Source organism: Microcystis viridis FACHB-1342, from assembly GCF_014698335.1.
GTDB classification, from domain to species: Bacteria; Cyanobacteriota; Cyanobacteriia; order Cyanobacteriales; family Microcystaceae; genus Microcystis; species Microcystis ichthyoblabe_A.
In genome coordinates this window covers 1-14890 of sequence record NZ_JACJSV010000020.1, presented here as the reverse complement: position 1 = coordinate 14890, position 14890 = coordinate 1, and the positions used below count along the sequence as shown (strand labels likewise).

The window sequence follows — 14890 nt, the reverse complement described above, 5'->3', positions numbered from 1 at the left end:
GAAACTTAAACGGTTTTCAGTCCGTCTGGGATTACACTAGAAAATACTCACTTATTCGATCAAGCCGTTCATGATTATTTCCGTCGTAGCACTGAAGGGAGGGGTCGGGAAAACCACCACATCGATTCATTTGGCCGCCTATTTTCAAGAAAAAGCGCCCACCTTATTGATTGATGCGGATAAAAATCGTTCGGCTCTCCATTGGTCCCGGGAAGATACCCTTCCTTTTATGGTAGCGTCCCAAGCTGGAGCGACGGGACTGGTAAAACAATACACTCATATTATCGTCGATACCCAAGCCCGGCCGGAGCCAGACGAGTTAAAAGATTTAGCTCAGGGCAGCGATTTATTAATCCTACCCACCACTCCCAATCATCTCGATATCGATGTCACCATTAAAGCGGCAGAATTGCTGTCCACGATGACCGATAATTATCGAGTTCTGTTAACACAAGTGGATTCACGGACAAAAACAGGACGGGAAGCGCGGAAAGCTCTAGAAGAAGCAAAATTACCGCTATTTAAGCGAGAAATTCCCCGTTTAGTCGCTTTTGAACGAGCGGCCGAAAAGGGAGTCATCGTCAAAGATTATCCCGACCCCCGGTCCAATTTCGGTTGGCTTTGTTACCAAGCGGTCGGTAAAGAAATTTTTGCCCTAATGACATAAATTGTTAAAAAAGTTAATATTAACATTTGTGTCATTTTTCCCCGAAAAGATACTTAATCTGCATGGGGACTTTTTGTAATCTTCCGTTAAGTGTTCACCCCTAAATCGGTAAAGTCTGAGACAATCAAAAAAGTCTGACTGTAGGAGAACCCTCTATGAAATTGGCCTATTGGATGTATGCGGGTCCCGCTCATATTGGCACGTTAAGGATCGCCAGTTCCTTTAAAAATGTTCATGCTATCATGCACGCTCCTCTGGGAGACGATTATTTTAACGTCATGCGCTCGATGTTGGAAAGGGAGCGTAATTTTACCCCCGTCACTGCTAGTATTGTCGATCGTAATGTTTTAGCCCGGGGTTCCCAAGAAAAAGTCGTCGATAATATTGTTCGCAAAGATCGCGAAGAAAGTCCCGATTTAATCGTTTTAACCCCCACCTGTACCTCCAGTATTCTCCAAGAGGATTTACAAAACTTTGTCGAAAGAGCGCGACAGGATGCCCAAGGAGATGTGCTGCTGGCCGATGTCAACCACTATCGCTATAATGAACTACAAGCGGCCGATAAAACCCTCTATCAAATTATCAAGTATTATCTCGATAAGGCCCAGAGAAAAGGGGAAATTATCTCCCAGAAAACTCCTAAACCTTCGGTTAATATTATTGGTATTACCACCCTCGGTTTTCATAACCAACATGATCGCACGGAATTAAAGCGGTTAATGGCAGATTTGGACATTGAAGTTAACGAAATTATCCCCGAAGCTGCCTCGGTGGACAACTTAAAAAATCTGCCCCGCGCTTGGTTTAATCTGGTTCCCTATCGAGAAGTGGGATTAATGACAGCCAAATATCTCGAAAATGAATTTGCTATGCCTTACGTTGATATTACCCCCATGGGAGTGGTGGAAACAGCACGCTGTATTCGCCAAATTCAAGAGGTAATTAATGCTCAAGGTGCGGCAGTAGATTACGAAGATTTTATCAATGAACAAACTCTGCATATCTCCCAAGCTGCTTGGTTTTCTCGTTCCATCGACTGTCAGAATTTAACCGGGAAAAAAGCGGTGGTTTTTGGTGATAATACCCACGCAGCCGCTATGACAAAAATTCTCGCCAGGGAGATGGGAATTCATGTGGTTTTAGCGGGTACTTATTGCAAGTATGATGCGGATTGGTTCCGGGAACAAGTGAGTGAATATTGCGACGAAGTGTTAATTAGTGATGATAATGGGGCGATAGGGGATGCTATTGCTCGATTAGAACCAGCGGCGATATTTGGTACTCAAATGGAACGTCATGTGGGCAAACGTTTAGATATTCCCTGTGGAGTAATTGCCGCACCTATTCATATCCAAAATTTCCCCCTCGGTTATAAACCTTTCTTAGGTTACGAAGGCACTAATCAGATCGCCGATTTGGTCTATAATTCCTTTACTTTGGGTATGGAAGATCACCTATTAGAGATATTCGGTGGTCATGATACCAAAGAGGTAATTACTAAAGGTATTTCGGCAGATTCTGACCTAAATTGGAATAAGGAAGCTACGGTAGAATTGCAGAAAATACCCGGTTTTGTGCGGGGGAAAGTCAAACGAAATACCGAAAAATTTGCCCGGGAGCGAGGTATTGGTGAAATAACTTTAGAGGTAATGTATGCCGCTAAAGAATCCGTAGGAGCTTAATCATTTCTTGGGGCTGAAAGTTAACAGCATTCAGCCCTATTTTTTAGTTATCTACTTAATCCCTTAAGTATTCTTTCTTCTACTCCTTTCCCCTGAATTAACACTCCAAATCCTCCTAAACCGGTGGGATTGATTAATTGATGTAGGGCATCTCGACGCTGAAATATAGTTAATATATCGCTCTTTCCTTGAGAAAGTTGATTTAATCTATCCCCTAATCCCAAAGCCATTAAAAATAATCCTTGCTGAGTAAAACCGAGATTTTTTAAGCCTAATTTCTCCCCTTGACGTTGTAAAGCAGTAAAATCCACATGAGTGGTAATATCTTGTTCTCCCACCCACAAATAAGGATGATCATGACGCTGGTGTTGTCGATAACATTGTAGGGTTCCTTGACTTCTTTGGGGATGATAATATTTTTCGGCAGTGTAACCGTAATCTATGGTTAAGATATAACCTCGATCGAGTTTCCGATTAACCGTTTCTAACCAGTCTAAAGCTAATAAATTTACCTCGGTTTGATAACCCTCCGGATAAAGTGGGGAGGGAATATTTATCCCCACTAAATCAAAATAGTCTTTGATTCTGTCGGTGGATAAATCGGCGATAATCTCCTGAAAAGGTTCCCCCAATCCCAGATAAATTTCTCGTAATTCTCCCGACTCGATCACAACTCGATGGACAGGAAAAGCATCGATTAACTCATTACTAAACACACAACCCACAAGGGAATTATCAGCTAAATTCGGCCAACTTTGCCAAGATACCGGGGAATATCCCGCTAAAGTTGCCCTTTGTCTTTCCCTGAGTTTCTGAGATTGTTCGATAATTATATAACTGAGATTTTGATAAAAATCAGCATAGCTATCACTCAAATAATCAAGGATATCCTTCGCTAAAATTCCCGAACCTGCTCCCACTTCCACTAAAGTAAATCCAGGCGAATTGCCCAAAAATTCCGCCATCTCGACAAATTGCTCTGCCAACAATTGGCCAAAATCTGCCCCTAGGGACGAGGAAGTAAAAAAATCTCCTTTTGAGCCAATTTCTACTTTTCCAGAGGTGTAATAGCCATAATCAGGGTGATAGAGAGCTAAATCCATCCAGCGCTCGAACCTAATTCGACCCGCTGCTGATTGTTTAATTTCCTCTAGGATGATTGTCTCTAAATTCATCTTGATCGGGGAAGTGGGTAAGATTTTTCAGTGTTGCCAAAGGCACGGCGTAGCCGTCCAGTAAACAGTAATCAGTAAACAGGTATAAAGATAAAGATAACTAATACTAAATCCGTTGAATATAGGCTACATAAAGGGAATAAATAATCAGTCTTTAATAACCAGATTTAGTATAACTAACTAATTAACTTAAAACTTAAGTAGGTAGGCGTTAAAAGTTGTCAGATGCCCCCCTTATTAAGGGGGGATTAAAGGGGGGACTAAGGGGGGATCGGCACCCCCCTTATCAAGGGGGGCAGGGGGGATCGAACCTAAAATCCATTTTTAATTTAATTATAACCAGCTACTTACATCTGATAACTGATAACTGATAACTGATCACTGATTTACTCTCCCGCATGATAGGAACTGCGGACTAGGGGGCCAGATCTAACCTGAGAAAACCCCATTTTTTGGGCAATTTCTCCCAACTCGCTAAATTCTGAGGGAGTCCAATATTTCTGTACGAGCAAATGTTCCAGAGAAGGACGCATATATTGACCAATAGTAACTCGATCGCAGTCGATCGCGCGTAAATCTGCCAAAGTCTCGATAATTTCCTCTTTTGTCTCACCGTGACCGACCATTAAGCCGGATTTCGTCGGAATTGAGCGATCGATTTCCTTAACATAACGCAAAACCGCCAAAGAGCGATCGTATTTAGCCCCGCGTCTAACCGGTCCTTGCAAACGGCGCACCGTCTCGATATTGTGATTGTAACAGGCAGGTTTTGCCCCTACCACCGTCGCCACCCGTTCCTGTTGACTTCCCTTACCTCCAGCAAAATCCGGGGTTAACACCTCAATTAAAGTGTGGGGATTGAGTTCGCGAATGGCTGTCATCGTCCGCACGAACCAACTGGCTCCGCCGTCTTCCATATCATCTCTGGCTACAGAAGTCAAGACAACGTAACTTAAATTTAACAATTGCACCGCTTCCGCCACTTTTTGCGGTTCCTCCACATCGAGAGGCATGGGTGCATGACCCTTATCCACTTGACAAAAAGCACAGGACCGGGTACAGGTGGGACCCATCAACAAAAAAGTCGCCGTACCTTGGGCATAACATTCGCCGCGATTGGGACAGCGACCCTCCTCGCAGATAGTATGAATGTTCCTTTGTTTGATAATGCGCTGAACCGTGGAAATTTCGCTAGATTTGCCGAGCGAACGCCGTAACCAAGCGGGTAAAGACGTAATTTCCTCGCGCCACTGTGGGGGTATATTGGACATGAGAAGTTAAGTAAGGTGTTGGGGATTGCAGTTATCAGTTATCACTGGGGAGAAGGGAGAAGGGAGAGGCACGACCGACTCCCCAAAACGAAAACTTTTGATCTCACCCTTAAGATAACTGTCATAAGCTGAGAAAGCGAGTCAAGATCATTGTTAATCAAAAAGGAAACTTGGGCAATGGGACGACGGCAACGGGGAAAATTTTTCAATCTAGTCCTTCAAGGATTGGCGAGCTGCCTGTTAATTAGTATATTTGTTCTTAATTCCCTGCCATCCCTAGGCCAAAATTTTCTAGTTCCATTTGTATCTCCCACGGGGACAAGGATTTTTGTAGCCGGGGATATAGAATATGCTTCCGTGCATCTAGATGGATTTGCCTTATTTCAGATTGCCTCCCAAGATTTTACCACTTCTGAGGCCCGGGAACTCTCCCCGGTAGAAAGACGGGCTAGGCGCATTGAGAGGGGCTTAAATAATATTATCAATCGGGGTTTCGATCCGACAACCCTGCAAGTAAGTACGGCGACTCTCAATAATTTAACCGTGATTGTGGCCAAGGATAACCAGAAGTTACCGCAACAGGTAATTCTGACAGTGACAGAAGTTGATGCCCTGATCGATTCTTCTTCGGTTGGCGATTTAGCGGACAGATGGGTTAAAATCATCCAAACAGCTTTGATCCAAGCTTGGCAAGAACGTCAGCCCGCCCCTCGTCGGCAACAGGTAATGACTGCCACTATAATTATTTTGGGGCTAACTTTCTTAAGCTGGGTATCAATTTGGTGGCAGAGACACCTAAGAAATCGCTTTAATCTCCTCAAAAAACAAGCTAAAAGGCAATCCGATCAAAATTTACCCATAAATTCCCCCCCCAGAAAAGATCGCTCCCAAGAGCCGATTTTAGCCGCTCTAGGAGATTCCTCTAATTTCCGTCAACAGGCTGATATTCAGCGACAACTAACGCTAAATATTCTCTGGAAAAGACTGGCTCTTATTGGACTGATACTGCTTTGGTTTGCCGGAATAGCGGCGATTTTGTATGTATTTCCCGAAACTAGGCTAGAAGGACGCGGAATAATCCGTATTCCTTTACAGATTTTTATCATCTGGTTGCTGATGACATCAGTGAGCAATATGGTTAATCTCTACGTTAATTTTCGGCTACGCGAGTGGGTAGAGGAAGGAGCGGTGTTTTCCGAAAATTTGGAAAGGAGGATTCTGCGCGCTCCCACTTTATTAGAAGTTTGGCGAGAAATTATCACATTTATCGCTATTTTTCTAGGAATTTTGATTTTTTTAGCTTGGATGGGTCTTTCTTTCGCCTTTTTACTCACGGGAGCCGGTTTAGTGGGAGCATTGCTCACCTTTGCCTTTCAGGATCTTTTAAAAGATTGGATTAACGGTTTTCTGATTGTCTTTGAAGATCAATACACCGTCGGTGATATGGTCCAGTTTCAGGAGTTTATTGGTTTGGTGGAAAATATGAGTTTGCGAGCGACTCAATTGCGGGCCGCCGACGGACGTTTAATCACTATTGCCCATAACCAAATTATCACCGCACACAACCTCAGTAAAGATTGGGCGCGGGTCGATTTTACCATCGAAGTCGCCTATCAGACCGAGCCAGATGTGGCGATCGCTTTAATGGCAGCCATCGCTGAAAATATGGCTGTAGATCCACAATGGCAAGAAGATATCATCAATCCTGTGCAGGTTGCTGGTGTCAGTCGGGTTTCTCACACGGGAATGGAAATTATGCTCAGAATTGTCGTCAAAAGATTACGACAATGGGACATAGAAAGAGAGTATCGTCGTCGTCTCAAGATTGCTTTTGAGGAGAAGGGAATTCACATCGGTATCCCCCAACAAAGTTTCCTCATAGCAAAAGATAGAGAACAATTCAAGGGACAGTTTTAAAGGGGAGCGACTCTCTCCCACTTATGGTGATAACCTATTGAAAAATGGCGTTTTGGGGTTGTTATGTCCTTAAATGTAAAGTTTTGTTAGGAGATTCAATGTTTCTGGGAAAGTGGGTTAGAATCGAGTTGTGTTAGGTCTGGGGTATTCTATCTAAAGGACGAGAACTTTTTGCCCCTATTCCTCTGTTTCCCAAAGCTCCTCAGCCTTGTTTTGTCTCTAACCTAGCCCGAGAATATTTCTAGGAACGGATTTAGTTTTCTCGCATTTGCTCTTTGACTTGCCACCCCCGATTGACCTAGACTTCACTGAGATGTGTCAGGCAGTCAGGGTTGAATGACCAACTGGTTGAGGCAAGGAGTAAGCAGGATTAGGTAGTGGGGGAATTGGTGCAGGTGATGCGGGGTGTGGTGTGAATATTTAAGTGAGTACACAAGGAAGGAGTTAACTATGTCTGACAAGAATAATGAGCCTAAAGATAGCTTGGATAAAATAAGTATAGGTGTCTCATCTTTATCGACATTTGTTTTAATGATTATTGCCATTCTCAATGGGTTTATAGGATATCAGACTTCTCAGCTGCAACAGAAAACCGAAAATATTGAGAATCAATTAGAAGGATTTAAAACCAACATTCAAACGGCAGAATTAATTCAAAAATTGATTGGAGATTTACAAAGCCCTCAATTAAAAAAAGATATCGCTTTAATTGCTTTGAATCGGACGATAGCTGACAATGATGAAAGCTCTAAGCAGATGATTGCTGAGATAGCAACGCAAATTTATAGATCAAGATTTAAAGAGTTAATGTCTAAACCCTCGAATACAGATCAAGAATTTATAGGACAAACACCAGAGTTTCAAGATACTTTTACGGCTCTTATGATTATTGGCGAAAGGGATCCGAATCAAGCTAATGGGATTATTAAAGAGCTTAGAAAACTTCAAGAAGGCTACAAAAATAGCAAGGATCCTAGAGAGAAAATTGTTGAACAAATAACTAAAAATTTTGATTTTGTTGTTGATATTTACTATAACGAGAACGAGAAAGAAGTGAATAAATTTAAGCAATATCTACAGGGCAAAAATTACACAATTAGTTTAAACCCGATTAAAAAAGAAGATGTTCAAAATACATATTCTTTAAAGAATGATCAGCCAATCAGTAGGATCAAATATTTTCATGCTGGGGATAGAGAACGAGCTAAAAATCTAGGGGAACTCACTCAAAGTTATGTGAATAATAATAAAAACATAAATTTACCTAAAGACCTACTAGAATCGGATCTACTAGAATTAGTGGACTGGAATGCTCCTAATGGGAGGATTGAAATTTGGGTTTATTTCCCTCCAACTCCATCAACTCCATCAACTCCATCAACTCCATAAACTAGACCTCTTGCATAAATCCGAAAACAAACGATAGAAACAATAATGGGAGGGACTTTCAGTTAATTATTTATTAGTAAGTAGTCGTGCAAAATAAATTTCCTAGTGAAGATAGGCAAGAGGCAATAGGCAATAGGCAAAAGCTTTATCGAAATGTGTAATTAATTTTGCTTAGGTACTTAGCTGATAATCTTCAAAAATGTTGCTGTACAAGGATCGACTTAAGACTTTTGCAAGAGGTCTACTGACTGCCGCCCTCATTTGGTCGTGTACGAAGGTACTTGGAAGTAACCGTAAAAAAACGGCTCTTCTTGTTTCTGTGTGGAAAGAAGAAGAATAGGGGTAATTTTTCGGAAATATAGTCTTCAAAGCCTTGCCTAGCAAGACTCCTACGAATGATAAGCACTGATTATCACACAGAGTCGAGAATATCCGAATGTGCAAGGCTGGCGACTGAAATTGACAGCGTAATTCGGGATTCCCCTTTTTTCTAGGTCGTTGCTTAGAGCGCGTTTTCACCGACTCACCTCTGATTTCTTCTCGTTATTTTACCGTTTTTTACTATCTTCCTTTTGGATTATCAGGTACTCTTTATAATTAAGCCTCTTGCTTAAGTTGACACCAAGATCGTGGTCAGTGAGTTTATCGAACTGCGTCGGACAAAAATGTCATATAGATATTTCTACAAAACTGAGATGTACCCAACAGTCTTAAGTAGAAAATTGCCGTCTTTTCACTGATTACTGATCACTGATTACTGTTTGGTAGATTTAAACTAGGTTAGGATAGCTAACCTAACCTAGAAAATTTTTAGGAAGCTAAGGCTACCTCGACTATTTGTTGTAGTTCCCCATTTTGATAGAGTTCGATCATAATGTCGGAACCGCCAATAAACTCACCGTTGATATAGACTTGGGGAATAGTCGGCCAATTGGAATACTCCTTAACTCCTTGTCTTAACTCCTGATCTTGGAGAATATCGACAGTTTCGTAGGAAACCCCCAGAATATTGAGAATTTGTATGACGTTATTCGAGAAACCACACTGAGGCATTAATTTATTGCCCTTCATGAACACAAGAACTTTGTTATTCTGGATTAATTGATCGATTCTGGCCTTAGTTTCGGGTGTCATAGGTCTAGTAGCTAGAATTTGAGCAAGAATAGCCAATCCTGAGACGTGGCATATCCTATCAGTTTAGCACAAGCCGTTGGGATAGCCTTAAAAAGGAAGGTCTTCGTCCTCCTCCAAACTATCTAAAATTTCGTTAACATCAGGTCTCCCGCGCACGATAGTCATATTTTCCAGAGACTTATTAACTTTAGTTTCTGCGGCCGAATTTTCTGGCAGTGAATAACCCATATTGACCAGTTCACCATCAAAAGATTTCGCTAACTTTTGAGCGGCTGCCAAAATTTCGCTAACATCGACATCTTGATCTAATGTCTCTAAAGATGAATCAAAACTTAAGATTTTTTGGGGCAGTTCTGTGCTAGGAGTTTTTGGGGGTCCCGATGCAGTGATCTTTGCTTCTTTTTTCTCGATAATTGCTTCTTTGACTGGAGGAATATCCACCGCGGTCATAACTTTATTTTCGGGAGTTATTGGTGGAGTTGCTGCGGTTTCTGGTGGTGGTAGTATCCTGGCCGCTGGGGATGGGGAAACTTCCGCAGCCATGGCAGCAGTGGCGGAACCTACCTGTAAATGAACTTTAATCCGGCGCTGAAAAACTGCCTCGAAAGCTGACTCAATATTAGTCAATCGTAGCCGGGCCATTTTTAATAATTGTTCCGAAGATATGCTTAAATAAGCACTCGATTCTTCCATATTAAAAAGACTGCCATGCTGACGTAGGAGAGTGCGAGTAGTGGGGGGTTCCATTACTTCTAAAACCTGCTGCCAAATTTGTTCATGATTGTCATCACTGGTAACAGTTTTAACCTCAGTTTTCGGCACTGCGACGCTAGTTGTCGGGGTGATAACTGGCGGTTTTATCGGTTCATTAACCGGCGCCGGCGCTGTGATCACTTCCGGCGGCCTCTCGGCGCTGGTTTGGGGACGGGAAGGCGCTACCGTGGCAACTAGCGGAATCACCTGTGCTTGCGGTAACAGTCCCAAGAGAGTGACTTCTAACCAGAGACGGGGTTGAGTGGTGTTTTTTAGTTGTGTTTCGCTGTCTTTAAGCAGTTGTTGACCGCGGAGAATTTCCTCTAAAGACCAAGTACGCGCTTCCTTACACAAATCCTGCCAAGTGGGAGCAGTGACAGCCACCATTTCTGGACGATTAGGGGCGGTTTTGGCTAAAAGTAGGTTTAAATAGAATCCCGCTAGATTTTGCAAGACGATTAAAGGTTCCTTCCCGCGATTCATCAGATGGCGACATTGTTCGATAACTTGATCGGGAATATTGCTATGAATGACTTTAAGTAGGGTTAAAAGGTCTCTTTCGGGGACTGCACCGACTAAATCCCAGACTCGCTCGGCCGTAATCGTTCCTGCGAGTAAACTTAATTGATCAAGAAGACTTTCCGCATCGCGTAAACCACCGTTAGCGATCTGAGCCACAAGGGTTAATGCTTCTAGGTTAATATCGATCGCTTCTATTTGGGCGATTTTTTGCAGGTGTGCCACCATCGCATCGAGAGCAATACGGCGATAATCAAAGCGTTGACAACGGGAGATGATGGTAGGCAAGACACGCTGAGGATCGGTGGTAGCAAGCACGAAAATCACTCGATCTGGCGGTTCTTCCAGAGTTTTCAGCAAAGCATTAAAGGCCGCCGTACTGAGCATATGGCATTCATCGATGACATAGACTTTATAACGACATTGGACGGGGGCAAATTGCGATCGCTCGATAATTTCCCGAATGTTATCCACACCGGTATTACTAGCGGCATCAATTTCGATCACGTCTAGGGCCGAACCATTGGCGATCGCTTGACAGACGGAACACTTACCGCAGGGAATCGGTGTCGGATGGTCACTAGACAGACAGTTAAGGGATTTGGCTAAAATTCGCGCCGAGGAGGTTTTCCCCGTGCCTCTGGGTCCAGTAAATAGGTATGCAGGAGCGATTCGCTCACTGATTAAGGCATTACTCAGGGTCGTGGCGATCGCTGATTGTCCCACCAAATCGGCAAAGGTTTGGGGACGATACTTATGATGTAGAGGTTCGTAGGTCATGACTGGCTGAAAACTTTTTCCGCACCCTAGAGACTACTATTATCCTATGCCGATTCTTTTTCAATACGAGAACAAGTGTATGCTTTTTATCTAGCCAGTTGTAATGCGCGATTTGCATCATAAAAATGGCAATTTGGCCAAGGCTTCTAATAAATTGTATTAATAACTACAATTTTGCCGAGAAAACCTGACGACTATCTTAGTATGCCTAAAGACAGCGCCACCAATCAGACCAACTGCTTATGACTGAATCTACAAAAACCCAATGTCCTTACTGTGGAGTAGGTTGTGGTTTGACAGTCACCCCCCCCGCGTCGGCCGGACAAGCATGGAAAGTCTTCGGGGACAAGTCCCACCCCTCCAGTCAAGGTATGGTCTGTGTTAAAGGGGCCACCGTAGCGGAATCAATCGATAAAAATCGCCTCAAAACCCCGATGATTCGCGATTCTCTCCAAGAGCAATTCCGTCCTTGTACCTGGGAAGAAGCCCTCGATCGCATCGTTAACCGTATCCAAACTCTAATCGCTCAGGGGGAAAAGGAAAGTATCTGTCTATACGGTTCGGGACAATTTCACACCGAAGATTACTACATCGCCCAAAAACTGGTCAAGGGCTGTCTGGGAGTCAATAACTTTGATGCTAATTCCCGTCTTTGTATGTCTTCGGCCGTGGCCGCTTATCGGGACAGTTTCGGGTCCGACGGTCCCCCCTGCTGTTACGATGACCTAGAATTGACCGATTGTGCCTTTCTGGTGGGGACAAATACGGCCGAATGTCACCCCATCATCTTTAACCGTCTGCACAAGTATCTCAAACGTAACCAAGAAGCGAAATTAATCGTCGTTGATCCCCGCAGGACAAAAACCGCCGAGGCCGCTAATCTCCACCTCGCCATTAACCCGGGGACTGATATTGACCTATTTAACGGTATTGCTCACCTGTTACTGAATTGGGGTGCGATCGATACCTATTTTATCGATAAATGTACCCGGGATTTCCCCAAATACGCCGAAATTATCGGCCATTATCCCCCGGAAATCGTCGCCCCTAAATGCGGTATCCCCATCGAGGATTTAGAAAAGGCTGCCCGCTACTGGGCCGAATCAAAAAGAGTGCTTTCTCTCTGGTCGATGGGTATCAATCAATCCAGCGAAGGCACGGCCAAAGCCCGCACTTTAATCAATTTACACCTAATGACGGCTAATATCGGTAAGCCCGGGGCCGGTCCTTTTTCCCTAACGGGACAACCCAACGCCATGGGAGGACGGGAAGCTGGCGGCCTCTGCCATCTTCTCCCCGGTTATCGTTCCGTCAAAAATCCCCAACACCGGGCCGAAGTGGAACAAGCTTGGGGTTTACCTGCCGGTCGGATTTCTCCGGTCCCCGGTCGCGACGCTTGGAGTATGATTACTGGTTTGGAGACGGGAGAGGTCAAACTTCTCTGGATTGCCGCCACTAATCCGGCTGTTAGTATGCCTGATCTAAAACGCACCAAGGCGGCCCTGTTAAAATCACCTTTTACTATCCATCAGGATGCCTACTATCCCACGGAAACCAGCGCCTATGCCCATTTATTACTGCCAGCAGCCCAATGGGGCGAAAAAACGGGAACAATGACCAATTCTGAGCGCATGGTGACGTTAAATAAGGCTTTTCGTCCTCCCGTTGGTCAAGCTAGGGCCGACTGGCAAATTTTTGCCGAAGTTGGTCGCCGTTTGGGGTTTCAGGCACAATTTAATTTTCAGGATTCGGCCGAGGTATATTCCGAGTTTGCCCGCTTGACATATAAACGTCCTTGTGATATGACAGGGATTAATTATGAGCGCCTGGCCGAGACTCCCCGACCGTGGCCCGATTCCATCGATGAAATTTCCGCCCCTAAAACCGGTAATTCTGGGGAATTACCGGGTAATTTAGTTAAAGATCACGATAAAAGCCAAAAAACCGCCGCAAAACGCCTTTATACCGATGGTAAATTTAATACTGCCGATGGTCGTGCTGTTTTCGCCGCCTACCACAGTAAAGGTCTAGCGGAACCCCCCGACGATGATTATCCCCTAGTGTTGACCGTGGGGCGTTTGTACGGTCACTGGCACACCCAAACCCGCACCGGCCGCATCGAGAAAATTGTCAAAATGCACCCCGCACCTTTTCTGGAAATTCATCCCCAAGATGCGGCAAAATTGGGCATAGAAGCTGGGGAATGGTTGGAGGTGCGTTCTCGTCGCGGTTCTGCCCGTTTTCCCGCTTTAATTACCAAAGCAATTGCTCCTAATTGTGTCTTTGTGCCGATGCACTGGGGGGCCCTATGGGCAGAAAATTCTGAGGCCAATAGTCTCACCCATCCGGCCGCTTGTCCGATTTCCCTGCAACCAGAATTAAAAGCTTGTGCTGTCAAATTAATCCCGTTAAAGTCTTTAGTTAATGCCGAATTATCTCCCAGTCAATTTCTAGCAACTCCCTAATCAAATTTGGCTTTCCCTTTGGTTACTTTTGTAATACCAATTCTCCACAATCTGATAGGTAGTTTGTGTTTAAAAACCTCTTGCATAATTAATTTTTCAGGGTTCAAAAACGTCAAAAATAAGAATTAAATGGCATCAAGTCTGTAAATAGACCATTTAACTGATTATTATTCATTCTTAATTCTCCTGACTACTGACTACTGGCTACTGACTCCTAACCCCAACAACAATTTTTGATTTTTACAAGATGTCTATTGCTATTAAGCCAAGACGCATTTTAACCGCCTATCCTTAGATTAGCTGAATGCACTTCTTTCATAACTTTTTTATGGTGTAATCGGTTAATACTTTTCTTTCGATTTTTAGATGGAAGTCGAAAACTGGTATCATCTGCGTCACTGCTGTCAGCCTGCTGTTGAATGTCTTGTTCGTCCCGCTGCCAGTCGGTAGCCCCTCTTGAATCACCTCACCATGACGACAACAACTCTGACTCCCGCGCCAGTTCAAGCGGCAGCAAATTCCCCAGCACCCCCTGAGTGGGTAGATTGGCAAGTCGCCCATCAAATTCCGGGACGGCTGCGAATTCGCATTCCCCGCCACAATTGGGATGACGAATTTGCCAGACGCTTGCAGCGATCGCTGCTGAGAACCACTGCTATCAGCGAGAGCCGCATCAATGCCGCAGCCTGCTCCCTGATTGTCTCCTACCGGGCGGAAATGCTGTCAGCAACGGCCATCCTAGATTACTTGCAAGCGGCCATCCTAGCGGCCGGCCGGGAAAGAGAGCCAGACCTAAACGAGAAAGTCGGGGCTAGAAATCAGGGGACTTGGCCAACTTTAGGGATGCCGGCCTTAACCCTGGCTGTGGCGATCGCTGCTGCTCCCCTAGAACTGCCCTTCTCGATTGTGGGAGGAATTGTCCTTGCGGCTTCAATTCCTCTCTGGCAGAGGGTTAGCCAAGCGCTCACCCAGCAGGGACAAGTGACAATAGACTGCCTCGATGCCCTCTGGTTGAGCTACCAACTGCTGCAAGGTAAGGGACTTCCAGAGAATAAAATACCCAACAAAAAAATAGAAAAGTGTTTTTTTGAAAAAGTAATTATTTTTGTCTAGGAAAACAAAGAGTCTCCCATTACAA

Annotated in this window: 9 protein-coding genes and 1 pseudogene; 6 read left to right on the top strand and 4 right to left on the bottom strand. The window is 44.2% G+C overall.

From position 1 onward, the window contains the following. Window positions 1-70: 70 nt before the first annotated feature. Both H6G40_RS08760 and bchB read left to right on the top strand, forming a co-directional pair. On the top strand, window positions 71-667 hold the full coding sequence (locus H6G40_RS08760) for a ParA family protein (protein ID WP_002740297.1): 597 nt from the start codon (window positions 71-73) through the stop codon (window positions 665-667). 155 nt (window positions 668-822) lie between these two features. After that, on the top strand, window positions 823-2349 hold the full coding sequence (gene bchB / locus H6G40_RS08755) for a ferredoxin:protochlorophyllide reductase (ATP-dependent) subunit B (RefSeq protein WP_002746000.1): 1527 nt from the start codon (window positions 823-825) through the stop codon (window positions 2347-2349). Between the two features lie 47 nt (window positions 2350-2396). Here the strand turns inward: bchB and H6G40_RS08750 are convergent, their stop codons facing one another. Beyond that, window positions 2397-3524 carry a class I SAM-dependent methyltransferase gene (locus H6G40_RS08750; protein ID WP_190537536.1) on the bottom strand — a complete coding sequence of 376 codons (1128 nt, stop codon included), beginning with the start codon at window positions 3522-3524 and terminating at the stop codon, window positions 2397-2399. Between the two features lie 386 nt (window positions 3525-3910). After that, entirely contained in the window at window positions 3911-4795 is an 885-nt protein-coding gene (gene lipA, locus H6G40_RS08745; RefSeq protein ID WP_002775720.1) for a lipoyl synthase, read from the bottom strand. 177 nt (window positions 4796-4972) lie between these two features. On the opposite strand from lipA, the gene H6G40_RS08740 reads away from it, so the two are divergent. Then, a complete protein-coding gene (locus H6G40_RS08740; protein WP_069475410.1) occupies window positions 4973-6712 on the top strand; it encodes a mechanosensitive ion channel family protein in 1740 nt (579 codons plus the stop codon). A gap of 450 nt (window positions 6713-7162) precedes the next feature. After that, complete coding sequence (locus H6G40_RS08735) at window positions 7163-8101, top strand: hypothetical protein (RefSeq protein ID WP_069475369.1); 939 nt, start codon at window positions 7163-7165, stop codon at window positions 8099-8101. An 810-nt stretch (window positions 8102-8911) separates the two neighbouring features. Here H6G40_RS08735 and grxD read toward each other — a convergent pair. Together grxD and H6G40_RS08725 are read right to left on the bottom strand one after the other, a co-directional pair. Further along, the gene (gene grxD / locus H6G40_RS08730; protein WP_002796167.1) at window positions 8912-9235 is read right to left on the bottom strand and encodes a Grx4 family monothiol glutaredoxin; all 324 of its coding nucleotides are present in this window, start codon (window positions 9233-9235) and stop codon (window positions 8912-8914) included. Between the two features lie 87 nt (window positions 9236-9322). Then, window positions 9323-11287 (bottom strand): DNA polymerase III subunit gamma/tau, encoded by a 1965-nt coding sequence (locus H6G40_RS08725; RefSeq protein ID WP_002739555.1) that lies wholly within the window; start codon window positions 11285-11287, stop codon window positions 9323-9325. 242 nt (window positions 11288-11529) lie between these two features. On the opposite strand from H6G40_RS08725, the gene H6G40_RS08720 reads away from it, so the two are divergent. Next, entirely contained in the window at window positions 11530-13752 is a 2223-nt protein-coding gene (locus tag H6G40_RS08720; protein ID WP_190537534.1) for a molybdopterin oxidoreductase family protein, read from the top strand. 471 nt (window positions 13753-14223) lie between these two features. After that, window positions 14224-14796, top strand: a pseudogene (locus H6G40_RS08715) (HMA2 domain-containing protein); the annotation flags it as partial. Between the last annotated feature and the right edge of the window lie 94 nt (window positions 14797-14890).